Annotated in this window: 23 protein-coding genes, 1 other RNA gene and 1 riboswitch; of the genes, 17 read left to right on the top strand and 7 right to left on the bottom strand. The window is 62.4% G+C overall.

From position 1 onward, the window contains the following. Nucleotides 1–95 precede the first annotated feature (95 nt). The 3 genes from AC07TV_RS01410 (at nt 96) to AC07TV_RS01400 (ending at nt 2210) form a co-directional block, all read left to right on the top strand. Complete coding sequence (locus AC07TV_RS01410; RefSeq protein ID WP_494646608.1) at nt 96–872, top strand: alpha/beta hydrolase; 777 nt, start codon at nt 96–98, stop codon at nt 870–872. A gap of 122 nt (nt 873–994) precedes the next feature. Beyond that, the gene (locus AC07TV_RS01405) at nt 995–1564 is read left to right on the top strand and encodes a sigma-70 family RNA polymerase sigma factor (protein WP_494646607.1); all 570 of its coding nucleotides are present in this window, start codon (nt 995–997) and stop codon (nt 1562–1564) included. After that, complete coding sequence (locus AC07TV_RS01400; RefSeq protein WP_494646606.1) at nt 1554–2210, top strand: NrsF family protein; 657 nt, start codon at nt 1554–1556, stop codon at nt 2208–2210. The genes AC07TV_RS01405 and AC07TV_RS01400 overlap by 11 nt, the downstream gene beginning before the upstream one ends. A gap of 101 nt (nt 2211–2311) precedes the next feature. Here AC07TV_RS01400 and AC07TV_RS01395 read toward each other — a convergent pair whose 3' ends face one another. The 5 genes from AC07TV_RS01395 to AC07TV_RS01375 form a co-directional block, all read right to left on the bottom strand. Further along, entirely contained in the window at nt 2312–3112 is an 801-nt protein-coding gene (locus AC07TV_RS01395; RefSeq protein WP_494646605.1) for a sulfite exporter TauE/SafE family protein, read from the bottom strand. Then, nucleotides 3109–3561: an EVE domain-containing protein gene (locus AC07TV_RS01390; protein ID WP_494646604.1), complete on the bottom strand. Its 453-nt coding sequence runs from the start codon at nt 3559–3561 to the stop codon at nt 3109–3111. The genes AC07TV_RS01395 and AC07TV_RS01390 overlap by 4 nt, the downstream gene beginning before the upstream one ends. A gap of 43 nt (nt 3562–3604) precedes the next feature. Then, nucleotides 3605–3783, bottom strand: a non-coding RNA gene (gene ssrS, locus AC07TV_RS01385) — 6S RNA. 33 nt (nt 3784–3816) lie between these two features. Continuing rightward, nucleotides 3817–4152, bottom strand: coding sequence for a cell division protein ZapA (locus tag AC07TV_RS01380; RefSeq protein WP_494646603.1), 336 nt, complete (start codon nt 4150–4152; stop codon nt 3817–3819). Between the two features lies 1 nt (nt 4153). Beyond that, nucleotides 4154–4351 (bottom strand): hypothetical protein, encoded by a 198-nt coding sequence (locus AC07TV_RS01375; protein ID WP_494646602.1) that lies wholly within the window; start codon nt 4349–4351, stop codon nt 4154–4156. Nucleotides 4352–4466: 115 nt separating this feature from the next. Next, nucleotides 4467–4673: riboswitch (cobalamin riboswitch) on the top strand. A 108-nt stretch (nt 4674–4781) separates the two neighbouring features. Here AC07TV_RS01375 and AC07TV_RS01370 point away from each other — a divergent pair. The 13 genes from AC07TV_RS01370 to AC07TV_RS01310 all read left to right on the top strand — a co-directional run bounded on the left by AC07TV_RS01370 (nt 4782) and on the right by AC07TV_RS01310 (nt 22788). Continuing rightward, on the top strand, nt 4782–6602 hold the full coding sequence (locus AC07TV_RS01370; protein WP_494646601.1) for a TonB-dependent receptor domain-containing protein: 1821 nt from the start codon (nt 4782–4784) through the stop codon (nt 6600–6602). Nucleotides 6603–6608: 6 nt separating this feature from the next. After that, nucleotides 6609–7586 (top strand): FecCD family ABC transporter permease, encoded by a 978-nt coding sequence (locus AC07TV_RS01365; RefSeq protein WP_494646600.1) that lies wholly within the window; start codon nt 6609–6611, stop codon nt 7584–7586. Continuing rightward, on the top strand, nt 7583–8356 hold the full coding sequence (locus AC07TV_RS01360) for an ABC transporter ATP-binding protein (RefSeq protein WP_494646599.1): 774 nt from the start codon (nt 7583–7585) through the stop codon (nt 8354–8356). The genes AC07TV_RS01365 and AC07TV_RS01360 overlap by 4 nt, the downstream gene beginning before the upstream one ends. A 70-nt stretch (nt 8357–8426) precedes the next feature. Further along, a complete protein-coding gene (cobO, locus tag AC07TV_RS01355; RefSeq protein ID WP_494646598.1) occupies nt 8427–9017 on the top strand; it encodes a cob(I)yrinic acid a,c-diamide adenosyltransferase in 591 nt (196 codons plus the stop codon). Between the two features lie 10 nt (nt 9018–9027). After that, a complete protein-coding gene (locus AC07TV_RS01350) occupies nt 9028–10641 on the top strand; it encodes an adenosylcobinamide amidohydrolase (protein ID WP_494646597.1) in 1614 nt (537 codons plus the stop codon). Further along, the gene (locus AC07TV_RS01345; protein WP_494646596.1) at nt 10638–14978 is read left to right on the top strand and encodes a cobaltochelatase subunit CobN; all 4341 of its coding nucleotides are present in this window, start codon (nt 10638–10640) and stop codon (nt 14976–14978) included. The genes AC07TV_RS01350 and AC07TV_RS01345 overlap by 4 nt, the downstream gene beginning before the upstream one ends. Before the next feature lie 28 nt (nt 14979–15006). Further along, entirely contained in the window at nt 15007–15441 is a 435-nt protein-coding gene (locus AC07TV_RS01340; protein WP_494646595.1) for a MotA/TolQ/ExbB proton channel family protein, read from the top strand. Continuing rightward, complete coding sequence (locus AC07TV_RS01335; protein WP_494646594.1) at nt 15438–15782, top strand: hypothetical protein; 345 nt, start codon at nt 15438–15440, stop codon at nt 15780–15782. Before AC07TV_RS01340 ends, AC07TV_RS01335 begins: the two co-directional genes overlap by 4 nt. Beyond that, the gene (locus AC07TV_RS01330; RefSeq protein WP_494646593.1) at nt 15779–17062 is read left to right on the top strand and encodes a cobyrinic acid a,c-diamide synthase CobB; all 1284 of its coding nucleotides are present in this window, start codon (nt 15779–15781) and stop codon (nt 17060–17062) included. The genes AC07TV_RS01335 and AC07TV_RS01330 overlap by 4 nt, the downstream gene beginning before the upstream one ends. A 100-nt stretch (nt 17063–17162) precedes the next feature. Further along, nucleotides 17163–18032, top strand: coding sequence for a Tim44 domain-containing protein (locus tag AC07TV_RS01325; protein WP_494646592.1), 870 nt, complete (start codon nt 17163–17165; stop codon nt 18030–18032). 195 nt (nt 18033–18227) lie between these two features. Then, nucleotides 18228–20264, top strand: a complete 2037-nt coding sequence (locus AC07TV_RS01320) for a TonB-dependent receptor plug domain-containing protein (RefSeq protein ID WP_494646591.1) — start codon at nt 18228–18230, stop codon at nt 20262–20264. A 2-nt stretch (nt 20265–20266) separates the two neighbouring features. Next, entirely contained in the window at nt 20267–20818 is a 552-nt protein-coding gene (locus AC07TV_RS01315; RefSeq protein ID WP_494646590.1) for a YfiR family protein, read from the top strand. Next, the gene (locus tag AC07TV_RS01310) at nt 20815–22788 is read left to right on the top strand and encodes an ATP-binding protein (protein WP_494646589.1); all 1974 of its coding nucleotides are present in this window, start codon (nt 20815–20817) and stop codon (nt 22786–22788) included. Before AC07TV_RS01315 ends, AC07TV_RS01310 begins: the two co-directional genes overlap by 4 nt. A gap of 29 nt (nt 22789–22817) precedes the next feature. Here AC07TV_RS01310 and AC07TV_RS01305 read toward each other — a convergent pair whose 3' ends face one another. Beyond that, the gene (locus tag AC07TV_RS01305) at nt 22818–23831 is read right to left on the bottom strand and encodes an MBL fold metallo-hydrolase (RefSeq protein WP_494646588.1); all 1014 of its coding nucleotides are present in this window, start codon (nt 23829–23831) and stop codon (nt 22818–22820) included. A gap of 71 nt (nt 23832–23902) precedes the next feature. On the opposite strand from AC07TV_RS01305, the gene AC07TV_RS01300 reads away from it, so the two are divergent. Further along, nucleotides 23903–24121 (top strand): hypothetical protein, encoded by a 219-nt coding sequence (locus tag AC07TV_RS01300; protein WP_494646587.1) that lies wholly within the window; start codon nt 23903–23905, stop codon nt 24119–24121. Between the two features lie 48 nt (nt 24122–24169). Here the strand turns inward: AC07TV_RS01300 and AC07TV_RS01295 are convergent, their stop codons facing one another. Then, nucleotides 24170–25273 carry a YeeE/YedE family protein gene (locus tag AC07TV_RS01295; protein ID WP_494646586.1) on the bottom strand — a complete coding sequence of 368 codons (1104 nt, stop codon included), beginning with the start codon at nt 25271–25273 and terminating at the stop codon, nt 24170–24172. Nucleotides 25274–25275: the final 2 nt, after the last annotated feature.

Raw genomic sequence — 25275 nt, 5'->3', positions numbered from 1 at the left:
GAACATGTTTTTTACCAGTGGATGTAACAAATCACTCCGATTGCCGAATAGCCATGATGAAGCGCTGTGCTTCGTTACCATTCAGGAGTTATTTGATGAAAACACTCTTTTCCACAATTGCGCTGGCCTTCGGGTTGATGCACACGATCTTTGGCGGTACCGCATTCGCAAGAGAGGCCGTACCTGTCGAGGCCAAGAATGTCGTCCTCGTACATGGAGCCTGGGCCGATGGCTCCAGTTGGTCCGACGTCATCCCCTACCTAGGGGCGGCCGGCTTGAAGGTGATAGCGGTCCAGAATCCCCTTACCTCCCTCGCCGATGACGTTGCCGCAACGAAACGGGCGCTCGCCCTGCTGGATGGACCCACGGTCCTCGTAGGACATTCCTACGCGGGAAGTGTCATCAGTGAAGCAGGGGGAGAGCCGAAGGTTACGGCGCTGGTCTACGTCGCGGCTCGCGCACCTGATGCCGGCGAAGATTTTCTGGCGCTTGGCAGTCAATTTCCGACAATGCCCCTCCGCGCTGGCGTCGAAAAACACAATGGCTATTTGACCGTTTCGGAGAAGGCTTTCTTCAACCACTTTGCGGACGGCATACCTATGGAGAAGGCAAAGACGCTCTATTCCGTACAACAACCGGTCGCAGCAAATCTGTTTGCTGACAGAACCACAACTGCAGCCTGGAAAACCAAGCCATCCTGGTACGCGGTCGCAAAGAACGACAACACGATCTCGCCTGATTTCCAGCGATTCCTTGCTGGGCGCATGAAGGCCAAGACGATAGAAGTCGAATCCGGACATCTCCCCCTTGTTTCGCATCCGAAAGACATTGCGGCGCTTATTCTGGCTGCAGCCGGGAAACGGGGATTGTAATTTGCTAGTCAGGAGATGACGTGGATAGCTTAGCCAATTCCCGTGAGCTTCCGTGAAGCTTGACCACGACATCATGCCTTGCAACGACGGCGTGGTATGAGAACGGAGCATCAGGAGTGGGATTGCACAAGCAAGAGAGCACTTGGGCGAATGCCATGCGCAAGGAGCGAGTGGGTGATCGCTTTGCATACGAGCATTTCCTCCAGGAGTTGGCGGCGTATCTGCGGCGAGTCATCAGGTATCGGTTGCATCATGCTGGATTAAACTCCGTGGAGGCCGAGGACGTGGTGCAGGACGTACTGATCGCTGTGCACTCAAGACGCGACCAATGGGATCATGGTCGGCCGCTCCTGCCATGGTTGAATGCCATTGCGCGCTACAAGATCATCGATACGGCGCGGCGTCTGCGAAAGGAAGCGCACGGCAGGGTGGATCTCGACGATGAGCAATGGTCCTCCCTGCCAGCCTTCAATCAGAGAGACCCGGAAGAGTCCGGCATTGACGTCGAACGCTTGATCTCCGAGCTGCCGCCAGGCCAGCAGTCGGTTGTCCGCGCGATTGGCGTAAATGGGGCGTCACCCAGTGAAGCAGCCACCGAACTCGGGATGAAAGAGGGGGCTGTGAGAGTTGCGTTTCACCGAGCATTAAAGAGATTGATCGCGGCAGCAAAGGGGAGCGTAAATGATGCGTAAGCGTAACAACGAGATTATGCGGACGGATGAGCTTATCCATCGGCTGTCCAATCAGGCCGGCATTAAGACTCATGCGGCCATGTCCTTTGGTCGCACCGTGTGGGCAAGCCTGACGCTGTCCACTGTCGCAGCCTTGCTCATTGTAATTGGCGTATCCGGGTTGCGTCCGGATCTGCCCACGATGCTGACGGCCTGGCCATTCCAGTTCAAGGCTGCAGCAATGATTCTGCTCGCCGGTGGTGGCGTCATTCTCGTCCGCGCCGCCGGAACCCCGGGGATGGCAACAAGCCCTCTGGCTTTGCTCCCAGGCGTTCTATTTCTTCTCGCCGGCGCGCTCTTCGATCGCAGCGGCATCCCGCCACTAGGGGTGCGACAACTGTCCGCGCCAATTTGTGTAGGGGTCATCGTCGCCGCCGCCCTTCCTGGCCTCATCATCATTCAGGCCGGATTGCGCAGGGGTATTCCGACTCGGCTTGCCGCCGCTGGCGCGATTTCCGGTGTCCTGTCGGGCTCGCTCGCAGCCTTGGCTTATACGGTTGCATGCGTAAACGATGGCGCCATGTTTGTCGCCATCTGGTACGTGGTCGCAATCTCCATCACGACTGCGATTGGGGCGTTTACCGGCCGCTACGTGCTGGCCTGGTAGCTACATCCGTTCGCCATCAGTATCTGGCGATGGCGGCATGGGTGGATAGGGGTCGCCTATTCTCCGGGGTCGCTCCGAGAACAAGCAATCTCATAATCCGCCTAGCCGATCAGGCTGTACAACATCTTGGTGGCGAGCAGGGCGAGAAAACCGCCGAATGCCCGCTTCAGTTGTTTGACCGGCAATTTGTGCGCCAGTTTGGCGCCGACCGGCGCCATCAGGATGCTCATCACGACGATGCCGACGAAAGCCGGAAGGTATATGTAGCCCAGCGAATAATTGGGCAAACCAGTGTCACTCCAACCAGCAACGATGTAGCCGATGGCGCCAGCCAGGGCAATCGGAAAACCGAGCGCCGACGAGGTGCCAACCGCCGAGTGGATGGCAACATTACAGAACAGCATGAACGGCACCGATAGAAAACCGCCCCCCGCAGCAACCAGACTCGACACGCCCCCAATAGCGCCCCCGACAGCAAACAATCCGGCCGGTCCGGGCAGTTGCCGGTGGGCTTGCGGCTTGAAATCGAGGATCATCTGGATCGAGGCGTAATAAACGATGACGACAAAAATCACCGTCATCGGCCCGGTCGGCACCTGACCAGCGACCAGCGAGCCAGCAAAAGTCCCAAGCACCAGACCCGGCGCCAGATTGCGGACAACATCCCAACGCACCGCGCCATGCGCATGGTGGGCGCGCATGCTGGAAATGGACGTGAAAACGATGGTCGCCATCGAGGTACCGAGCGCCAGATGCATGACATGCTCCGGCGGGAAGTTCTGGGCGACGAACAGCATGTACATGAACGGGACGAGGGTCAGCCCGCCGCCAACGCCGAACAGACCGGCAACGAAGCCGCCGAAGATTCCCAGCAGGGGATAGGCCAGCCACCAGATTGTCATGAGTTATCTGCCATGAGACGGTTGATGAATGCCCACTCGTCGGGCGTGACCGGCATGATCGACAGGCGGTTGCCGCGGGCAAGGAGGCGCATGTTGGCAAGCTCCGGATAACCGCGCAGTTTGGCCAGCGGAATCAGGTGCGACTTGCTGACGAACCGGACATCGCGCAGCCACCAGCGCGGATTTTCCGGTTTCGATTTTGGGTCAAAATACCGGTTGACCGTAGCAAACTGCGTCTCGTCCGGATAAGGCTCGGAACATACTTCGCAAATGCCGGCAATGCCCGGTTCGGCGCAACTGGAGTGGTAAAAGAAGGCAAGGTCACCGACCTGCATCGCATCGCGCATGAAATTTCGCGCCTGATAGTTGCGTACACCGAACCACGGAAACGCCTGTCCCGGCGCGCCAGCGAGGTCGTCGATGGAAACCTCGTCCGGCTCCGATTTCATCAGCCAATATTGCATGCGTTCAGGTAATTTCGAGGGCAAAAAAAAGGCCCCCGCAAGTGCCGTCAGGCCGGCATCCTGAACCTGGGTCCAGAGTGGTCGCATTCCTTCCGCATCAGGCACGCTCACTGGGAGCGCGCACAACAGCGGATTGATGGTCCGCAACCGATGCCAATTAGCATTGGTTCAAGGAATGTATGGCCTTAACAAACACCGCAGGGGACGCTCGGCGGGCGGCGCCGGGGTCAGCAGAACCGACTACAGGTCCAGTTGCTGCTGGGGCGCAAGCACGGCATCAAGTCGTGCTCCCATGTCACCGATTCTACGCTTCGTTTCGGAAGTATCAACTGCTTCCGAGAACTCTTTTCCAGCCCCGCCGGCAGCCCCGGAAAGGTGCTCGTGGGCAATGTTCAGGGCAGCCATGACGGCGACGCGTTCGGCGATGGTGTTCTTGGTGCGCTGCGCGATGTCACGCATTTTGTTGTCGACCAGATCAACCGCCGAGAGCAGGGCATCACGCTCTTCTGGCGTGCAGGCGACGCGGTATTCGCGACCCATGATCTTGACGTCGAGGAAATTCGGCTCGCCACTCATCTCAGACATCCTCGGGAATCTTGTCCATCAGACCTTCAAGTCGCTCGCGGGCGACCGTCATCGTCTGCCGCAGATGCAGCCGTTCAGCCTCGGCCGCGGTCATCTGGTTCTTCAAAACCTCATTCTCGGCGCGCAACTGATGAACCAGTGCGACAACCTGTTCGATTTTGGCTTCTAGCGTTTCGAGTTCCACATTCATGCGACGAACTATAGAGGGAAAAACGCCGCGTGGTCAAGGACTAAGCCATTATTCTAAAAGTGGTTTATAGCAAACACCAGCATGCCGCCTGATGCGCTGCAGCACGAATGAATGTAGAATGCGCGCCGTGTCAGGTGCTGCGTAAGGTTTCTCCAAACGCAGTTAAACGGGAAAGCGGTGCGTCTCCAACGAGACAAATCCGCTGCTGCCCCCGCAACGGTAAGCAAGTGCGGGCGTATCAACATGCCACTGGGTGCCAACCTGGGAAGGCGATACGTCAAGACTTGTGAGCCCGGATACCGGCCTGAGACAAAAAGCGGAAGTGCCACGGGGGTGTGGTGCGGGTTAACGCAACCAGCCCTTCTCCCCTCGCACTTCCTTTTCAATGCTCTTCCGGCATGCGGGGACGCCCGCCGGGAAAAGGAAAACCATGTATCCACGTTTGAAACCAATGGCCGCGCTGCTGGCCTTGTCTTTTGCCCCTGCGGCTTTCGCCGTCGACCAGCTCGCCGCACTTGACCCCATTCTGATCACTGCAACGCGTCAGGAAATGCGCGTCGCGGAACAGTTGTCGGATGTTTCCGTGATCGAACGCGAAACCATTGATGCGGCCGGCCAATCGAGCCTCGAAGAAATTCTGTCGCGGCAACCGGGCATCGAATTTTCGGTCAACGGCAGCTTCGGTGCCAGCTCATCGCTGTACATGCGCGGCACAAGCGGCGCCCATGTGTTGCTGCTGGTGGATGGCATGCGCATGGGATCGGCCACTTCGGGCAGCGCTTCATGGAATCGCATCCCAGCTAGCCAGATCGAGCGTATCGAAATCGTCCGCGGCCCGGCCTCATCGCTCTATGGCAGCGATGCCATCGGCGGGGTCATTCAGGTATTCACTCGCCAAAGTGACGGACCTCTCCGCTTTTATGGCGAAGTGGGCGCTGGCTCTTACGATACCGCCTCGGCCTCCGGTGGATTTTCTGGCGCGCAGAACGGCTGGCGTTACGCACTGAATGCGGCCACCCATTCGACTGCCGGTTTCAACAGCAAGCCGTGGACCGCCACAGCCAACAAGGATCGCGACGGTTTCTGGATGAACAGCCTGAGCGGCCGGCTGGCCTACAGCTTTGCCAAGGGCCATGAAGCCGGCATCAATTTCTTTTACAGCGACGGGGAAAGCAAGTACGACGGCAGCGGCGCAACGGTCGACTGGCGTAACCGGAACAGCGTGAGCAGCATGAATGCGTTCATAAAAAACGCGCTGACTGAAAACTGGACCAGCACGGTCACTGTCGGGACGAGCGCCGATGATTCCGATGACATCAAGAACGGGTTGCGAAACAGCAATTTCCGGACTGATCAGCGCCAATATTCCTGGCAAAACGATCTGCGCACCCGGTTTGGCAATTTCCTGCTCGCCGCCGAGCGCCTGGAACAGGAGGTCGACACCACGGCCGCCTACGCCGTCCGCGAACGAACCAACAATTCCCTGCTCGGTGGCTGGACGTTTGGCTACGAAGCGCACCGCCTGCAGGCCAACCTGCGCCGCGACGACAATTCGCAGTTCGGCGAAAAGACGACCGGCTCGCTGGCCTACGGCTATCGCTTCTCGCGCAACTGGCGTGCCAACGTGGGTTACGGCACCGCCTTCAAGGCACCGACCTTCAACGACCTCTACTACCCCCTGAGTTTTGGCTATCACGGCAACCCCAACCTTGTGCCGGAAAATGCCCGCAACCGCGAAGCGGCCTTGCATTTCGAAACCGGTACACAGCACGTTTCGCTGACCTGGTATCTGAATCGCGTCGAAAACCTGATCGTGTGGACCAATACGCCGAGCAACGTCGGCAGCGCGCGACTGGAAGGCATCACCCTGGCCTACGAGGGCGTGCTTGCCGGCCTCAACGTTCAGGCCAGTTACGACTATCTGGACGCCAAGGATCTGGACACCGATCTTCGTCTGGCCCGCCGCGCGCAGAATCGCGTCGCCGCAGCCATCGGCAAAACGCATGGCGCCTGGGAATGGCGCGTCGAGGAACAGGTCAGCGACGACCGCATGGATTATCCTTTCGGCCAGCCGGCCAAGAAGTTGGGCGGTTATTCGCTCACCAACCTCTATGGAGCCTATCGATTTGCCAAGGACTGGTCGGTTTTCGCCCGGGTCAACAATCTGTTCGACCGAGAGTACGTGTTGGCCGACACCTATGCCACGCCGGGCATGAACGCCTTCGTCGGTATCCGCTACAGTCCGAAGTAACAATTCATGCCCACCCGTCACCGCGCCTTCCTGATTCTCGCCAGCCTCGGCCTTCTGGCCGTGGCGAGTATCGGGCTGGCGTTGACAGTGGGTAGTTTCAAGGTTTCCTACGGTGAAGTGCTGGCTGCGCTGCTGGGCAGTGAAGGCGGGGCCGGCGATGTCGTGCTGCAGCTTCGCCTGCCGCGCGCCTTGGCCGGCTTTGCCTGCGGCGGGCTGCTCGCCCTGGCTGGCGCGCTGATGCAGGTTTTGCTCCGTAATCCGCTGGCCGATCCTTACGTGCTGGGCATCTCCGGCGGCGCCGGGGTCGGGGCGATGTTCGCCATGCTGCTTGGCTTGCCGGTTCTCGGCGTCGATGGGCTGGCCTTTGTCGGCGCCTTCGCCGCGATGTTGCTGGTTTTCGGGCTGGCGCACGGCGACGGGAGCTGGACGCAGACCCGCCTGCTGCTGACCGGCGTCATCGTCGCCGCCGGTTGCGGCGCGCTGGTCGCGCTGATGTTGAGCATCGCCGACGAGCACAAGCTGCGCGGCATGTTGTTCTGGCTAATGGGCGACCTCGGGCAGAGCGCCCAGTGGTGGCCGGCCTTTGCCGCACTGGCCGTGGCATTGGTGCTGGCCATGCCCTTCGCCCGCGAACTGAATTTGCTGTCACGTGGCCTGATGCAGGCGCAGGCGCTGGGTGTTGCGGTCGGTCGGCTGCGCTACGCCATCTATCTGCTCGCCTCGCTGGCTACCGCCGCCTCGGTGACGACGGCCGGCTCGATTGGTTTCGTCGGCCTCGTCGTGCCGCATCTGGTGCGGCTGGCCACCGGCAACGACCAGCGTTTGCTGTTGCCGGCCTCGGTGCTGGCCGGCGGTTCGTTGCTTGTGCTGGCCGACACGCTGGCCCGCACCTTGATCGCGCCGCAGCAGTTGCCGGTCGGCGTGCTGACGGCGCTGATCGGCGTGCCGGTCTTCCTTTTCCTGCTTTCGCGGCAGCCGAAATGACCCGGCCGCTGCTCGAAGCCAAACAACTGGTCGTCGAAATCGGCGGCAAAACGGTGGTCGACCGTGTCGACCTGAGCGTCGCCAGCGGCGAGCGCATTGCCATCCTCGGTCGCAACGGTGCCGGGAAATCGACCCTGTTGTCGACCCTCGCCGCCCTGCGCCCGCCGGCCGGTGGGGCACTGCTCCTCGACGGCGAAGATGCGGCCTTGCTGCACGCCCGCGAGGCTGCCTTGCGCCGTGCCTGGCTCGGCCAGTTCCAGTCCGATCCTTTCGGTTCGAGTGTGCTCGAAACGGCGCTGACTGGCCGCCACCCACATCTCGGGCGCTGGGACTGGGAATCGAAGCACGATGCCGAACTGGCCCGTGCGGCGCTCCAAGCCGTCGGGCTGGACGGCATGGAAGCCCGCCAGATCCACACGCTGTCCGGCGGCGAACGCCAGCGGCTGGCCATCGCCACGCTGCTCACCCAGGCGGCGCCGCTCTATCTGCTCGACGAACCGCTGGCGCACCTCGATCTCAATCACCAGATGGCCGTCCTCGAACTCTTCGCCAGCACGGCCCGCGATTGCGGCGCCGGCGTCATTATGGTCCTGCATGACCCGGCGCTGGCCCACCGTTTCTGCGACCGGGCGCTGCTGGTTTATGGTGACGGCCGCACCGAGATCGGGACGGTCGATCGCATTTTGACGGCCGATACGCTGTCCGAACTGTACGGCTATCGCCTGCGCCAGATCGAAGATCGCGGCCATCGCTGCTTCATTCCCGAATAAGCCATTTCAATTTTGGCCGATTTTTCCGGTTGACCGTGGAAATCGTCCCATCCTGACCCAGAAAGCCACCATGACCGTCACTCACGAACAACGCATGCAGAAGAAGAAAGCCGTCATTGACGGCAAGATCGACGCCGCGCAGGAAGAGCGCGGCGTACTGGTCATCAACACCGGCAACGGCAAGGGCAAGTCGAGCGCCGCTTTCGGCGTCGTCGCCCGCGCCCTCGGCCATGGCCTCAAGGTCGGCGTCGTCCAGTTCGTCAAAGGTCGCTCGGACACAGGCGAAGAAGCCTTCTTCCGCCAGCAACCCAATGTCGCCTGGCATGTCGGCGGCGAAGGCTTCACCTGGGAAACGCAGGACAAGGACCGCGATGCCAAAGCTGCCCAAGCCGCCTGGGAAATCGCCTGCGGCCACCTGCGCAATCCGGAAATCGGCCTCGTCGTCCTCGACGAAATGACCTATGCCTTCAAATACAACTGGCTTGATCTGGACACCGTCATCTCCCAACTCCTCGCCCGCCCGGCCATGCAGCACGTCATCATCACCGGCCGCGGTGCACCGCAAGCCCTGCGCGACGTTGCCGACACGGTGAGCGACATCGGCATGGAAAAACACGCCTTCCAGAGCGGCATCAAGGCCATGCCCGGCCTCGAATTCTGAGTCCAAGCCGATGAAAAACCTGAGCCGTTTCGTCTTCCTGCTACTCTTTTCCGCTGCCGCCTGGGCGGGCGAAATCGACATCCCGGTCAATATCCAGGCCGAAGGCCGGATCATCCGCGGCGAACGCGATGGTTATTGGGAAAAAGTGCTGCTCGTTTCCTTCCCCGAAACGCGACGCGCGCTATCCACCTCGGACGGCCTGCTCGATGCCCGGGCCGCGCTCAACCACGCCGGCCACCCGCTACTCTGGCAAAAACTCGGCATGCGCTTCATGGGCCAGGATGGCCGGGGCGGCAAAGCCTATGCCGAGCATGTGCATGAGAACATGGCCGCCCAGCTAAAGCTGGACAAATCGGTGGTCGCCGGGATGTCTACGGCCGCCGATCTCGACAACCTGGCGGTCGTCACCCAAAGCTACGGCCCGCTCACCGTCACCGTGCTGGCGACGGCCGGTGCCCGCAGCAACGCCATCCGCACCGGCGTCGATGCCGGCACCTACATTGAAGGCAACGAGCCGGCCGGCACGATAAACATCATGCTGCTGACCAATATCCGCCTGACTGACGCGGCAATGGCACGTGCTCTGATCACCGTCACCGAAGGCAAGACGGCGGCGCTGCAGGACCTCAACGTACCGAGCACTTACACCAAGACCGTGCAGGCGACGGGGACCGGTACCGACAGCATCATCGTCGTCTCCGGCATGCAAGGGCCGCAGGCCAGCTACACCGGCGGCCACAGCCGGATCGGCGAGTTGATCGGCAAGGCCAGCCACCAGGCGGTAATCGAAGCCCTCGGCAAGCAAAACGGCTTTTTCCTGCCGGGTGCCAAGCGTTTCGCAACGCCTGCCGCCGCTCCGGCCAAAGCGCCGGACGCGCTGCGCATCGCCCTGCTTCATCTCGACGCGATCCCCGGCGACATCGCCGGCAACCGCACCCGCATCGAAGCCGGCATTCAGGAGGCGGTCAGCCACGGCGCCAACTGGATCATGACGCCGGAACTGGCCGAAACCGGCTACAACTTCGCCAGCCGCATCGGCACCGACTGGATCGCCCCCTTTCCCGACGCCTGGATCAGCACGCTGGCCGCCATCGCCCGCGACAACCGGGTGGCGCTCTTCGTCGGCTTTGCCGAGCGCGACGCAAAGAGCGGCAAACTGCACAACAGCGTCGTTGCCATCGACCGCGACGGCGTCATTCAGGGCGCCTACCGCAAGCAGCGCGTGCATGGCGGAGCCGAAAGCTGGTCCACGCCCGGCAGCGGCGGCGCGCCTTTCATGGTCGACGGAATCCCGGTCGGCCTGCTGATCTGCGCCGACACCTACAAGCCCGAACCAGCCGCCAGCTACCGCCAGCAAGGCGCCGCCATCCTGCTCGCCCCAGCCAACTGGCCGCCGGTCGACGGCATGGGGCCGGACGACCTGTGGGAACGACGCAGCGCCGAGACCGGCCTGCCATTGATCGTCAATAACCGCACCGGGCGCGAACCTGAGCTCGATTTCACCCTCGGCGAAAGCGTCGTCGCGGCCGGTGGCAAGCGGCTGTACTCGTTCAGCACCAGCCAGAGCCGCCTGTTCTACGTCGATTGGGATCGCCGCCAAGGCTTCAGCCAGCCGGCTCGATGAACCCGACAAGTACCCTGCGCCGGCTGGCCAGCCTGCTGGTCCTGGCCACCCCCTTGCTGGCCGAGGCGGCGACGCTGTTTGCAGTCGTCACCGAGCGCGCTGCGCCGACCGCCATCGAAGCAGCGCACCGCCATCTCGCCCGCCAGCCGCAGGACCGCATCGCACTGCGCACGCCGGCCCAGTTGATGGCGGCCAGCGACAAGCAGGTTGCCCAATGGCTGGGCAGGGCCGACAGCGTCCTGGCCGTTTCAGTGTTCGGCGATCCGGCACGCCGTCTCAAAGACGTGCTGGCGCGCCACGCCCGGCCGCAAACGCCGGTGCTGGCGATGAACGGCGAAGCCAGCCTCAACCTGATGAGCCGCGATGCGACCGGCAGTCTGGCCGGCTTCCCGGCCGAAACGTTGCGCCAGCTGGCACTGGAAACCCCACCCACCGATGCCCTGGCCGCTGCCGAAGCACACCCCGCGGCCCGCCACTGGCTGGCCGCCCGGCGCCTTTGGCAGGCCGGCGGTGTCGACAACACGCAGGCCCTGTTCGCCCATCTGCTCGAGCCCAAACGGCCGCTCGCCACGCCGAGGCCGGAAGCTACGTTGCGCCTGCGCGTCGGCGAGCACGAGCTGAGCGACGCCGCAGCCTGGGGGCAGGCCAGCCAGCTTGGCCTGAAAGCCGCGCCCACCGTCGTCGTCCTCGACCTTTCGAACATGGAGGGCAGCGCCCCGGCCGCGCTCTGTCAGGCCATTGAAAAACAGGGCCAGCCCTGCGTGCAAGTGCTCACCCGCTGGGGCGGCGCCTCGCGCCAGGCGCTCGAACGTCTGCCCGAACTGATCGCCCCGGCCAGGCCGGCGGCGCTGGTCGTGCTGCAGGATTTCGTCGTCGGCGCTGCCGAGGGCCGCGATGCCGTTAGCGCCGCCTTCAGGAAACTCGACGTACCGGTCTTCAAGGCCATTCGCCTGAGCGAGCGCACGGCTACCCAATGGCGCCTGTCGCCGGACGGCCTGCCGGCCGATTCGGTGCAATACCGTGTCGCGCTGCCGGAATTGCAGGGCATCGGCCAACCCATCGTCGTTTCAGCCCTGGGCAAGGCGCTGCCGGACAAGCTGACCGGCATCGAAACCCGCCCGCCCGTCGTCCTGGCCGCCGAAGTCGACCGCCTCGCCAGCCGTGCCGGCCGCTGGCTTGCCTTGCGCGCCAAGGCCAATGCCGACAAGCACGTCGCCGTGATCTACTACAACCACCCACCGGGTCGCCAGAACATCGGCGCCGACAACCTCGATGTGCCGCAATCGCTGTTCGACATGCTGCATGCCCTGAAGGCCGCCGGCTATACGGTCGGCAACCTGCCCGCCTCACCGGAAGCATTGCTCGACGACATCATGGCGCACGGCGTCAACCTGCCGGAAGATCGCGCCGCGCTGCGCGAACTGGCCCGTTCCGTGGCTCACGTTCCGGCTGCCGACTACGCCACCTGGTTCGCCAAACTGCCGGCCCGCGTTCAGGGCGAAATGCGCGACGGCCCGCTCGGCCGCCTGCACGCCGAGGCGCTCGAAGCCGAAGCGGCCAACGAGCGCGGCGTCGGCCGCAAGCGGGTCGATGCCGCGCTCAAGGAGCTGCATCACCTTGTCGAAGGGGCCGATCACCCCAAACGCCAACAGGCCATCCGCGACCTCAACGCACTCGAAGCCGGCTATCAGGCTTGCCTCGCTGATCGCCCCGGCCAGCGCTGCGCCAGCCTCGCGCCCCTGGCCAAACGCCTGACCGGCTACGGCATCGAGGGGCTCAAGGGCTGGGGCGCCGCACCGGGCAAGATCATGGTCGATAGCGGCAAGCTGCTGGTGCCCGGCCTGCGCTTCGGCAACATCTTCATCGGCCCGCAGCCGCCGCGTGGCTGGGAGGTCGATGAAGAGTTGCTGCACGCCAATACCAGCGTCACGCCACCGCACCAGTATCTCGCCTTCTACCACTGGCTGCGCGACCGCTTCCAAGCCGATGCCGTGGTTCATGTCGGCCGCCATTCGACCTACGAATTCCTGCCCGGCAAGGCCGTCGGTCTGGCGGCCGACGATTACCCGAGCCTGATCGCCGCCGACCTGCCCGGGATCTACCCTTACATCGTCGATGGTGTCGGCGAGGGGACACAAGCCAAGCGACGCGGCTTGGCGGTGATCGTCGACCACCTGACGCCGCCGCTCGCCGCGACGCCGCTCTACGACCAGTTGCTGGTGTTGCGACAGATCGTCGAGAGCTACGAGGCCGCTTCCTCCGAATCGCTCAAGGCGCAGGCCGCCCGAACGATGCGCGAAAAGGTCGTCGAACTGAACCTCAAGACCGAACTGGAAGCCTCGATGGCCGATGTGCTCGACGTACGCGGCATCGGCTTCGAAGCGGCCGACGACGACCTGCTGGCCCACGAGGTCGGCCACTACCTGACCAAGCTGCAGGAAAAGTTCATGCCCTACGGCCTGCACGTATTCGGCCGCAACTGGAGCCGACAAGCGCTAGATCTGATGCTCGGTTCGATGAAGCAGGGCGGCATTGACGACCCGGCTACCACGCAAAGACTGATCGACTCGCCGCGCCTTGAAATGCAGGGCCTGCTGGCCGGCCTGGACGGCCGCTACATTCCGCCCGGCAAGGGTAACGACCCGCTGCGCTCACCCGAGTCGCTACCCACCGGGCGCAACTTCCACGCGGTCGATGGCGACATCCTGCCCACCCACCTCGGCTACCGGCTGGGCAGTGATCTGGCGCAAAAGGCGCTGGCTCGCGACAAGACCGGGCAAGGTTCTGAAGGCGTCATCCTGTGGGCCTCCGACGCCGTCCGCGACGAAGGCGTCATGGTCGCCTTCGCGCTCGCCCTGATGGGCACCGAGCCGGTGTGGAACGCCCGTGGCATCGTCACCGACGTCCGCCTCAAGCCCGGCGTCGTTCGCCGCGATGTCATCGTCACCACCTCCGGCCTGTTCCGCGACCTTTATCCCAATCTCAACAACCTGATCGACCGCGCTGGCCGCTTGGCGCTCGCCGCCTCTGCCGCCAGCCTGGCCGAGCAGCGGCCGGAACTGAAGGAAGCGCTGGCCGCCGCCCTGGCGCCAGTGCCGACCGCGCCATGGGGCCACGAACCGGCCGCCGACAACCGCGTTGCCCGCGAATGGCTGGCCCGTCTGGCCGCCCTTGAACAAACCGGCCTGCCGACGAAGGAAGCCGGCCGCGCCGCCGCCCAACGCATTTTCGGCGATGCGCCCGGCGCTTACGGCACGGGCGTCAATCGCCTGACCGAGCGTTCCGGTGCCTGGCGCGAGCGCGACGAAATCGGCCGCGCCTACCGCAACCGCATGGGCCACGCCTACGGCCTCGACGAGTCCGGCGAGGCCGCCCACGCCGCCTTCGATACGGCGCTCGACGGCATCAAACGCACCTACCACGGGCGGGCCAGCAACCTTTACGGCCTGCTCGACAACAACGACGCCTTCGATTATCTCGGCGGCTTGTCGCTGGCCATCGAAGGCCGTACCGGCCAGCCGCCGGAAGCGTTGATCCTGCAACACGCCGAGCCTGGCCGGGCCGATGTCGAACCGCTGACCAGCGCCCTGCTCGGCGAACTGCGCGGCCGCTTCCTCAATCCCGCCTGGCTCAAGCCGCTGATGGGTCACGGCTACGCCGGGGCACGGACGATGGGCCAGGAATTCCTCGAAAACCTGTGGGGCTGGCAGGTGACGCGCCCCGATCTGGTCAAGAACTGGGCGTGGGATGAAGTGAAGGCCGTTTACTTCGACGATGCGCAAAGGCTTGGCCTGCCGCAATTCCTCGGCCAAGGCCACAACGCCCACGTCAAGGCGCACATGCTGGCCATCTTCATGGTCGCCGCCGAAAAGGGTTTCTGGAAAACCGATGCCGCAACGATCAGGCAGATGGGCGGCGAACTGGCCCGCCTTGTCGCCAAGAACGGCCTGCCCGGCAGCGGCCATGCGGCGCCGAATCACCCGATGTGGCAATGGCTGGCCCCGCAACTCGACGCCGCCGACGCGCAGGCGCTCGGCGTGACACTGGCCAGGGCGCGTGGCGAGCTGGTCAGCGCGCCCAATGCGGCGCCCGATGCTACGGCAGCGACTTCCACGGTCAACCGGAAAAAACAGCAAAAAACGGAAAGTTCAGACGCTGCCGAGTCCGCGTCGAACACGCCTGAACCGGCCGAAGCCAGTCCCCGCTATTACGAACTGCGCGACCCCGAAATCACTACCCCCAGCCTCATCGATCACACCCTCAAGCTGCTCGGCCTGCTGGCCGGCAGTCTCAGCCTGTTCACCGTCGGCCTGTGGCTCGGCCGGCGGAATGCTTGACCCAAGCGCCTAACCCAAGGAGTCCCTGATGAACGAAGCCCTGTCCTTTGCCTGGCTGCACGATGCGGTCACCTGGCTGCTCGCCCCGGCCCTGGCCGCTCTGCTGCTGGCCTGTGCCATCGCCCTGATCGAAGCCGGCATCGCCGTCGGCGAGCGCTTTTCCGGTCTCGCCAAACTGCAGGCAGCCGGCAATGTAGTGCGTGTGCAGACCATCGCCCGCCATCGGCTGGAGCGCGCCGACCTGCTCGCCCGCATCCCGCCCATGCTCGGCCTGATGGCTACCATCATCCCGCTCGGACCCGGCCTGGCCGCGCTCGGCAAGGGTGATCCGGCGCAACTGGCCAGCGCCGTCACCGTCGCCTTCGACGCCACCGTCCTCGGCCTGGTCGCCGGCATCGCCGGTCTGGTCATCGGCAAGCTGCGCCGCCGCTGGTACGAAGAAGTATTGGAGAACATGGAATGAGCGAAGCACACGAGCACCCGCAAGCCCGCAAGCGCCTGCGCCTCTACGCCCGGCTCGATGCCCGTTTTGATGACCACGACGAAGACCCGCGCGCCAGCCTGGTCAATCTGGTCGACGTCATGCTCGTCTTCGCCTGCGGCCTGCTCGCCGCACTGGCCGCCGGCACGCAAAGCGCCCTCAAGGTGCCCAAGCCGGTCGAGAAAGGCCAGCAGATCGAACGCCCGGCCACCGGCATCACCCAGCAGGGCTCCGGCTATGACCGGGTTGGCGAAGTGTTCCGTGACCCAAAGACGGGGAAACTGGTATTGATCGAACCGGTTACCAGCAAGGAAGAAAAATGACCGCCTGTCCTGCATTGCTCATCGCCGCCCCTGCCTCCGGCCAGGGCAAGACCACCGTCACCGCCGCGCTGGCCCGACTGCACGCGCGGCAAGGCCGACGTGTCACCGTCTTCAAATGTGGCCCGGATTTTCTCGACCCGCAAATTCACGCCTTCGCCAGCGGTCGCCCCTGCCAGAATCTTGATCTCGGGATGTGCGGCGAAGACGATGCGCGCTGGCGACTGGCTCGCGCCGCAGCCGACTCTGATCTGATTCTCGTCGAAGGCGTCATGGGCCTCTTTGATGGCCAACCGTCAGCGGCCGACATCGCCGAGCGCTTTGCCATTCCGGTCATGGCCCTGATCGACGCCGGATCGATGGCCCAGACTTTCGGTGCCGTCGCCCACGGCTTGGCCAGCTATCGGCCCAGCCTGCCGTTTGCCGGCGTGCTGGCCAATCGCGTCGGCAGCGCCTACCACGCGCAACTCCTGCGCGACAGCCTGCCAGCCGTCATGGGCTGGTTCGGCGCCCTGCCCAAGAGCAGCGACAGCCTGCCCGAACGCCACCTCGGCCTGCTTCAGGCAGCGGAAATAACCGATCTCGAAGCCCGCCTCGATGCCTTGGCCGATGCACTGCAGGCCAGTGCCACGGTCGACCTGCCAAAACCGGTCAATTTCGAGGCCACGCCAGCACCTGACGTTAATCCGCTGCTCGCCGGCCAGCGTATCGCCGTCGCCTGCGACGCCGCCTATGGTTTCATCTATCCGGCCAATCTCGAAACCCTGCAGGTTCTCGGTGCCGAGTTACGTTTCTTCTCGCCAGTCGCCGGCGACCCGCTACCCGATTGTGATGCCGTCTGGCTGCCCGGCGGCTACCCGGAACTCCATGCCGACGCCCTGAGTCGGCACGCCGCGCTATGGCTGGCCCTGAAAAACCATATCGCCGCCGGCAAGCCGCTGCTCGCCGAATGCGGCGGCATGATGAGCCTGTTCAAGGAAGTCGTGGACAAGGCCGGCGTCAGTCATCGTTTTGGCGGTTTGCTAGCCGGGCGTTCGGTCATGCAAAAGCGCATCGCCGCGCTCGGTACACAATTCGTCGAACTCCCCGAAGGCCGCCTCGCCGGCCACACTTTCCATTACTCGAAAAGCGAAACGCCGCTCACCCCACTCGTCCGCGCCACCACGACCGATGGCCGTGATGGCGAAGCGATCTTCCGGCAAGGCCGCCTGACCGCCTCCTATGTCCATTTCTACTTTCCATCAAATCCAGTAGCCGTTGCCGGTCTGTTTACGACAGCCTGACACTTCGGTTTTCACGAACAATAATGCAGGCATGGATTAGTTTTTCTGCAACAGGAAGCAGATACACTATGGCTTGCAACTTTTCCACACGGAGACAACCATGAAGAATTTCGTACTGATGGCCGCTGCAGTGGTGCTCGGCTTTACGCTGCAAATCGGTGACGCTGAAGCCAAGCGCCTCGGTGGCGGCAGCTCGGCCGGCATGCAACGCCAGTCGGTTTCCCCCAGCGCCCCTCCCTCGGCTGCCAAGCAGGCGCCGGCCGCCGCTCCTGGCGCCGCCGCCGCACAACCCAAGCGCTCGTGGATGGGCCCGCTGGCTGGCCTGGCCGCCGGTCTCGGCCTGGCCGCGCTGGCTTCGCATTTCGGCTTCGGCGAAGGCCTGGCCAACATGATGATGATCGGCCTGCTGATCATGGCTGTCGTCATGGTCGTCGGCTATTTCATGCGCAAGAAGGCCGGAGCGACCCAGCAAGGTGGCATGCAGTATGCCGGCGCAGGCGCCAACTACGGTGCCAACGCCCCACGTCAACCCGACTTCATGCCGGCCGGCGGTTCTGCCGCCGCCTCGGTTGCTGCCTCCACCGGTAGCGGCAACATTCCGGCGGACTTCGACGTCGAGAGCTTCGTGCGTAACGCCAAGGTCAACTTCATCCGTCTGCAGGCCTCGAACGATGCCGGAAATCTTGACGACATCCGCGAATTCACCTCTCCGGAAATGTTCGCCGAGATCAAGATGGGTATGAGCGAGCGCGGCAACGCCAAGCAAGAAACCGATGTCGCCCAACTCAACGGCGAAGTGCTTGATGTCGCCGAAGAAGCCAACCGCTACATCGTCAGCATCCGCTTCACCGGCCTGATCAGTGAAGAGAAGGGCGCCGCACCGGCTCCGTTCGACGAAATCTGGCACATGACCAAGCCAACCGACAACAGCCGTGGCTGGGTTCTGGCCGGCATTCAGCAAGTCCAGTAACCAACAAAGCCGCATCCAGGGCTGGCCGGAGCAATCCGGCCAGCTTTTTTTTGGCATAAACGGCTGCCGACGCTGTTCCATGCACCTATATCGTGAATTAGCCGATTGATATGAAGCCTGACCAATGGCATAGTCACTACTTATCCAAGTGCCGCGCAAAACACATTGTTTCGCAACAGTAAATTTCGGAATGCCTTGAAAGTTTCGTGTGCGGCAACAGCCATCACCCTGGCCGTCGCATGGCATCCTGCACACGCTGCCCAGGATGACGATCTCAACCTGGAAGACCTGACAAAAACCGAAGTTTCGTCCGTTTCGCGGCGCAACCAGAGCCTGAGCAACGTTCCCGCCGCTGCCTTTGTCATTACCGCCGAGGACATCCGCCGTTCAGGTGCCCTGGCTCTGCCGGATGTACTGCGCATGGTGCCGGGCATCCAGGTGGCGCAGATCGACAGCGGACGCTATGCCGTATCAGCGCGCGGTTTCAACGGTCGTTTTGCCAACAAGCTGCAGGTGCTGATTGACGGCCGCAGCGTCTATCATCCCTTCTTTTCAGGAACGGTCTGGGAATATGACCCGATCCCCCTCGAGGATATCGAGCGAATCGAAGTTATCCGCGGCGCGGGCGCAGCCATGTGGGGCGTCAATGCCGTCAACGGGGTGATCAACATCATCAGCCGCCATTCGCGCACACAGGCGGGCGGCATGGTGGCCGGAGCGATAGGAAGCAATGGTCTGGGTCAGCTGTACACCCGGGTCGGTGGCAGCCTCGATGCCGACACGACATGGAAATTGTCTGCCCAGGGACGTCATGCCGAGCCTTCGCGACAACTCGCCAACGACAGTTACAGCGAAGATGACCTGAGCAACGGCGTGGTCGATTTTCGCTTCGACCGTTCGCTGTCTGGCGGCAGCGATTTCCGCGTCTGGGCCAATGCCGGCAGTTCGTCGGTAGGCGATCTCTACCCGATCGCGCCCAACCTGGCCAACCTCCAAACCTTGACTTCGGTCCCTATTACGCAAAAGGTCGCCAGCCAGACCGTAGGCGCGCGCTATCGCTGGCTGAGCGAGCAGGGCGTCGAATCATCGTTGCAAACATCGGTAGGCAGCACCTCGATTGAATTGAAGAACGTCTTCGAAGTCACCAACACTCAGTTCGACCTCGACTATCAGGGACGCTACAGCTTTGGCAGCCACGATCTCCTGTGGGGAGCAACCCACCGGCTGGTTTCCGATGAAGTATGGTCGAGATACGTCATTTCCGTCGCCAAACCGGCATTCACGCAACATACGACTGGCGTCTTCCTGCACGACAACTGGACGCTGGTCGATGATCGCCTGCAACTCGGCCTCGGCGCTCGCTGGGATCAGACCAATCTGGGCGGTAACACCTTCTCTCCAAGCGCGACGCTGATGTGGACGCCAACCCGCAGCGATACGCTGTGGGCCAAGTATGCCAAAGCCCCGCGGATGCCGTCACGCGGCGAACAGGACGTCAGCATTTACGTCGGCTATCAGCCGCCAACGGCGAGCATCCCCTTCCCCGTCGTACTCAATGCGCAGCCGGGCAATCAGCCACTGTACAAAGAAACCATGGAAGGTTTCGAGCTGGGCTACCGCAGTCAGCTGACGCAACAACTCAGCTTTGATGCCACCGTATTCCAATACCGTTACTCCGACATCGTAACGAGCTCACTTGGTGGGAACGGTGCGATAGCGATAGGCGGAGGATTCTTCCTCCCGGTTCAAAACCTGGACCGCACCAACGGGGGAAATGGCTGGCTGAGCGGTGCAGAACTAAGTGTGGACTGGCTTCTGGCGCCAACGTTGCGGGTGCAGTTGTCGTATGCCTTCACGCATGTGAACATGGACGATTCGGCCAATCCGATTGCTCAGGGTCAGGGCCTGAAAGAAGAGCGCAGCACGGCTCGGCACTATGGTTCTCTACGCTCGCAATGGAATATATCGTCGAGTCAACAGTTCGATGCCTGGATCCGGGGCTCATCAAGCATTGATCGCACGCTTTCGCCCTACACCACGACAATCCGCGTCCCAGGTTATGTGACGCTTGATCTGCGCTATGCGTACAAGCTCAACAAGGATATCGAGTTGGCCCTGACCGGGCGCAATCTGATCGGGCCCCGACGCACTGAATATGTCACTGATTACGTTCCCGCGACGCCCGTAATCATCGAACCGTCGCTACTTTTGTCGGCACGCTGGAAATTCTGATCGTGCGCGCTGCCGCCTTCAGTTCTCTGCGAAACCGTCCGCTTCGCTGGCTGGCAGCCCTGCTGCTCACCAGCGTTTCGCTGGCTTTTGCCCAACCTGATTCCGAGCCGCAACTGGAATCCGCCTATCTCGTCAATTTCCTGAAATATGTCGAGTGGCCGGCCAGCAACCGGAACACGGCTACCATCTGTCTGTTTGGCCGCGATACGCTGGGGCCGTACCTGAGCAACCATGAGGGACGCGTGATCGGCGGCAAGGAACTGCGCATTCGCCGGGTCAGCAGCCCCGACGACATGCAACACTGCCAGTTGCTCTACATCCCCGATGTCGAAGAGGCACGCATTGGTGCGGTTTTACGCTGGATACAAGGGATGCCTATTCTGGCGGCCAGCAATGCTGATGGTTTTGCCCGATCAGGTGGCGGCATCGAGCTTCTGCGGACCGGCGGCCGCGTGCAATTCATTGTCAATGCGGACACGCTGGCCCGACATGGATTGACCCCGAGTTCGCAAATGATGCGACTGGCCAACCGGGTGATTGGAGGTGAACGATGAACGCTCGCCAGACCATCCGGAAAAAAATCGCGCTGGCCATTGCGGCTTCACTCGGCGTCGGCCTGCTGCTTTCCTTCCTGACCTTTGCCGTGCGCGAGATCGATCAGCGGCGACAGGCCAAAACAACCGAGTTGTTTGCGATGGCCGACGTCGTCGCCTTCAATGCTTCGGCCGTCATCGAGTTCCGCGATGTCATGGGCGCCAAACGCCTGCTCAGCTCGTTTGCCGAACACAAGGATGTGCTGGCGGTACGTCTGATTGGTATCACCTCCGACTTTCACTATCGCTACGATGCTGAACGGCCGTTACCGGCCCAGGTCGGCCTTGGCGACAAGCCGCACCGTGAACGGGCGGTCTATGCCGATTGGTCGTCGGTCACCGTTGCCGTACCCATCCGCTCGGACGATGAAGTGGTCGGCACAGTCTCCATTTCAGCCAGTCTTGACGCCGTCTGGCGGGCGATCGCCTGGAACTTGACACTGTCCTTGCTGGCACTGGCCATATCGTTCGTTATCGCCTTCGCCATCGCCCGGCAAATGCTGGCATCGATTCTCGCTGCGCTGGGGTCGTTGACCGATACGGCTCAATTCGTAGCCGAATCGAAGGATTACACGCGGCAAGCCAGGATCTATTCGGATGACGAAATCGGCCATCTGGGCAATGCCTTCAATAGCATGCTCAGCGAGATCGCCGAGCGCGACGGACAACTGGCTGACCAGCGCGATCATCTTGAGGACACGGTGCAGGAGCGAACCCAGGCCTTGTCCCTGGCCAAGGAGGCGGCCGAGGCGGCCAGCCGCGCCAAGAGCACATTCCTGTCCAACATGAGCCACGAACTGCGGACACCGATGAACGCCATCATCGGGATGACCTACATGCTCCGGCGCAACAATCAGGATCCAGGCCAGATGGACAAGCTGGGCAAAATCGACAATGCTGCCAACCACCTGTTGCAGCTGCTGAACGATATTCTCGACCTGTCGAAAATCGATGCCGACCGGATGACGCTAGAACAGACTGCCTTCATGGTCGACGCCCTGACCGATGAACTGGCCAGTCTGCTGGCCCCCCGCGCCGAATCGGCCCGCCTGCGTTTTATTCTCGATATCGATTCGCGTCTCAAATCACTGCAGCTTCTCGGCGACCCCCTGCGCCTGCAACAAATTCTGCTCAATCTGGCTGGCAATGCCATCAAATTCACCGAGCGCGGCGAAGTTCGCGTCGTCGCCCGCATTGCGGAGGATGACGGCGAGTCTGTTCTGCTTGAGCTGTCGGTCTGGGATACCGGCATTGGCATTGCGCCGGAGGCGGTCGAACGCATCTTCAACCCGTTCGAGCAGGCCGATGGTTCGACGACGCGCAAATATGGCGGCACCGGGCTGGGTCTCCCCATCTGCCAGCGGCTCGTTCGCCTGATGGGTGGCGAAATTCAGGTGGTCAGCACGCTGGGGGCCGGTAGCGTCTTCACCTTCACCGTTCGCTTGCGTCGGGCCCAGGCGGCGCCTGCCGAATCTGCCGAAATGCATCAGTCCGGCGTCGCCGCCGAGCACGCCTTGCGGGCCGAATTTCCGGGTTGCCACATCCTTGTCGCCGAGGATGACTGGGTCAATCAGGAGGTTGCCCTCGAACTGCTCCGGGAAATGCTCGGCTTCACGGTCGATATTGCCGGGGACGGCGCTCAAGCCCTCGACATGGCGATCAACCGCCGCTACGACCTGATCCTGATGGACATGCAGATGCCTGAGCTCGACGGCTTGGGCGCCACCCAAGCCATCCGGGAGATTGACGGTTACGCCGAAACGCCGATCATCGCCATGACCGCCAATGCCTTTGCCGAAGACCGCACACTTTGCCTGGACGCCGGCATGAACGATTTCATCGCCAAGCCGGTCGATCCGGACAAGTTGTTTGTAATCATGCTCAAGTGGCTGCAGGCGCGCTTGCCGGAGAGCATCCGCCAGAGCAGTTGAGCCCCGGGCTCGACAGCGCCGAAGATGACTCAGAAACCGGCCGCCTCGGCTTCCAGATAGGCGATGCTGACGTACTTGCCGATATTCGCCTCGAAACCCTTGGTTTCCTTCGCCCGACAGGCCACACGCGGATCCTTGAGAACCAGCGCCTTGGCATCCTCAAGCGCCAGACCATCCTTGACGGCTTGCTCGCAGGGACGGTAGATGCCCTCGAACAGCTCGCGGTTCCACTTCAGCACATGCTCGCCCGGTTCGCCATGCGCCGGCAGCCAGATCCGGGTCCCCGTTTTCTTGATCAGCGTGTCATAGGCCTTGAAGGTGCCGAGGTAGGAGCCATCGTCCATGTTGGCAATGCGTCGGTCCATCGCGATGTCGCCAACCAGCGTGACGCCATCCTGGACAACCTCGACACAGAGGTCGAAGGGGGTATGCACGGTGCCGTAGTGATGGATGCGCAGCGTGACATCGCCGAACTTGAGCACCGCGCCATGTTCGAGCGGGGTATTGGGCGGCACGATGCGGGTGCCGAGCGAAGCCTGATTGGTCGACTTTTCGATCAGCGTCAGCCAGAGACTGCCCTGAATGCCCTTGACCGCCTGAATGGTGCCGGGATGGGCATAGATCGGCAGGCTGTCGCCAAAGCGGTCGACGTAAGCGTGATTTCCGAGCCAGTGGTCGCCGTGATAATGCGTGTTGATGATGGCGATGACCGGCTTTTTCAGATGCTTTTCCAGTTGCCGGATGGACATTTCGCCGATCTGCACCGAAGCGCCGGTATCGACGACGACGATGCCCTTGCTCGTATTGACGAAGGTCACATTGCTCATCATCCCCTGGTTTTCCGGGGTCGGGAAAGCGTCAGGCGTGAAGATGATCGACACGTGCCGCGAAATCTGGCGCAGCGGGTAGTCCTTGATGGCCGGGCCACGGACGAAGTCATCGACCTCCCGGGCGAAGGCGCTCACGGCCTGCCACGGGGTGAACTCGACCGCCCCCAGCGCCGAGATGGCGGCGACTGAACGCAAAAAATCGCGACGGTTCATGAGCATCTCCTGAAACGTTAAAATAGCGGCCTATCATCGCGCCGAATCGGGCGCTCGTCTACACTCACACCATGCGCCGCTACCCATTCTCTTTTGTTGCCCTGACCGCCCTGGGCGTTCTCTGCGCCATTCCCGGCGCGATCAGCCTCGCCGGCTTTGGCGCCAGCATTCATCCGGTGCTCGACGACCCGATGGCCGGCCTGGCCTTCATCGTCTCGGCCATCGCCCTGATCGGCTCGGGCGCCTTCCCGCTGATCATCGAGAAACTCAAGGAAAACGAAGGCAACTGAGCAGTTTCAATTTTGGCCAGAATTTCCGGTTGACCGTGGCAATGCCGGTCAGGCTTCGCGCATCACGCGCCAGTACTGGAACTTGAGCGTTGCCGCGGCGCCGGCGACGATGGCCAGGAAGGTGACGATGGAGCCGAGCGCCAGGGTCGAAAAACCGGAGATCCCCTGACCCACCGTGCACCCCATCGCCACCACGCCGCCAAAACCCATCAGGGCGGCGCCGATCAGGTGGCTGGCCGTATCTTCAACGCTGGCGAAGCCTTCCCAGCGGAAATTTCCGGTCAGCAAGGCCCAGGTCCCCGAGCCGGCGATGACGCCAAGTACCGTGGCGATGGCAAAAGTCATCGTACGGCTGGTGTCGGACCACAGCATCAGCAATTCCAGCGTATAAGCCTGCGGTGCGACGAAGGTCAGCGACTCCATGCGGCCGCTGTTGGTCGCCAGAAAAGCTTCTTCGAGCGTATCCGGATGTTCGGCCAGATAGCCGAGGTGGCCGCTGATGTACCAGGCAGCAACGACGGCCAGGCCGGTGCCAAGACCGCCAAGCAGATTGTCGAGCGTCCAGAAATCGCGATTGAGCAAACAGAATGCAGTCAGGCCGCCACCGATGGCGAGCACGGCCAGCCAAAACGCCGTCTTCGCTTCCAGGCCGGCGGCCATCAGCAGCGCCGGAATATCCTGGCCGCCGGGAAAAGTGATCGTCGCTTTTTCCAGCACATTGACACGAAAAACGCCGAACACGCCGCGCATGGTCATGTAAGCAACGAGACCGAGCACCAGAAAAACGACCAACGATTTGAGGTTGCCGGCGCCGATGCGGATCAGCGTCTTCGAGCCGCAACCGGAGGCGAAGACCATGCCGATACCGAAAGTCAGACCGCCGACAATGTAGGAAAGCCAGGTGAAATTTGGTGTCCGATAAATCGACTTGCCGAGGTCGATCAACCCCGCCGAGTGCAGCGCACCAGCACCCAGAATGGCGACGCCGATGGCCAGCAGCCACATGCGCATGCGGCCCCAATCGCCCATATTGACGATGTCGGAAACTGCCCCCATGGTGCAGAAATGGGTTTTCTGGCCGATGGCGCCAAACACGAAGGAAACGGCAAAAGCCAGCCAGAGAACGGTATTCGACAGGGCAGCAATTTCCATGA

The sequence above is a fragment of the Azonexus sp. GW821-FHT04F04 genome (assembly GCF_059420025.1).
Note: the sequence above shows the minus strand (reverse complement) of the source record. Positions and strands in the feature narration are given on the sequence as shown.

Bases quoted from the DNA above. Each gene is read 5' to 3' on its own strand.
- AC07TV_RS01410 (WP_494646608.1), top strand. From the start codon at position 96: ATGAAAACACTCTTTTCCACAATTGCGCTGGCCTTCGGGTTGATGCAC.
- AC07TV_RS01400 (WP_494646606.1), top strand. From the start codon at position 1,554: ATGATGCGTAAGCGTAACAACGAGATTATGCGGACGGATGAGCTTATC.
- AC07TV_RS01395 (WP_494646605.1), bottom strand. From the start codon at position 3,112: ATGACAATCTGGTGGCTGGCCTATCCCCTGCTGGGAATCTTCGGCGGC.
- AC07TV_RS01390 (WP_494646604.1), bottom strand. From the start codon at position 3,561: ATGAAATCGGAGCCGGACGAGGTTTCCATCGACGACCTCGCTGGCGCG.
- AC07TV_RS01380 (WP_494646603.1), bottom strand. From the start codon at position 4,152: ATGAGTGGCGAGCCGAATTTCCTCGACGTCAAGATCATGGGTCGCGAA.
- AC07TV_RS01375 (WP_494646602.1), bottom strand. From the start codon at position 4,351: ATGAATGTGGAACTCGAAACGCTAGAAGCCAAAATCGAACAGGTTGTC.
- AC07TV_RS01370 (WP_494646601.1), top strand. From the start codon at position 4,782: ATGTATCCACGTTTGAAACCAATGGCCGCGCTGCTGGCCTTGTCTTTT.
- AC07TV_RS01365 (WP_494646600.1), top strand. From the start codon at position 6,609: ATGCCCACCCGTCACCGCGCCTTCCTGATTCTCGCCAGCCTCGGCCTT.
- AC07TV_RS01360 (WP_494646599.1), top strand. From the start codon at position 7,583: ATGACCCGGCCGCTGCTCGAAGCCAAACAACTGGTCGTCGAAATCGGC.
- cobO (WP_494646598.1), top strand. From the start codon at position 8,427: ATGACCGTCACTCACGAACAACGCATGCAGAAGAAGAAAGCCGTCATT.
- AC07TV_RS01350 (WP_494646597.1), top strand. From the start codon at position 9,028: ATGAAAAACCTGAGCCGTTTCGTCTTCCTGCTACTCTTTTCCGCTGCC.
- AC07TV_RS01345 (WP_494646596.1), top strand. From the start codon at position 10,638: ATGAACCCGACAAGTACCCTGCGCCGGCTGGCCAGCCTGCTGGTCCTG.
- AC07TV_RS01340 (WP_494646595.1), top strand. From the start codon at position 15,007: ATGAACGAAGCCCTGTCCTTTGCCTGGCTGCACGATGCGGTCACCTGG.
- AC07TV_RS01335 (WP_494646594.1), top strand. From the start codon at position 15,438: ATGAGCGAAGCACACGAGCACCCGCAAGCCCGCAAGCGCCTGCGCCTC.
- AC07TV_RS01330 (WP_494646593.1), top strand. From the start codon at position 15,779: ATGACCGCCTGTCCTGCATTGCTCATCGCCGCCCCTGCCTCCGGCCAG.
- AC07TV_RS01325 (WP_494646592.1), top strand. From the start codon at position 17,163: ATGAAGAATTTCGTACTGATGGCCGCTGCAGTGGTGCTCGGCTTTACG.
- AC07TV_RS01310 (WP_494646589.1), top strand. From the start codon at position 20,815: ATGAACGCTCGCCAGACCATCCGGAAAAAAATCGCGCTGGCCATTGCG.
- AC07TV_RS01305 (WP_494646588.1), bottom strand. From the start codon at position 23,831: ATGAACCGTCGCGATTTTTTGCGTTCAGTCGCCGCCATCTCGGCGCTG.
- AC07TV_RS01300 (WP_494646587.1), top strand. From the start codon at position 23,903: ATGCGCCGCTACCCATTCTCTTTTGTTGCCCTGACCGCCCTGGGCGTT.
- AC07TV_RS01295 (WP_494646586.1), bottom strand. From the start codon at position 25,273: ATGGAAATTGCTGCCCTGTCGAATACCGTTCTCTGGCTGGCTTTTGCC.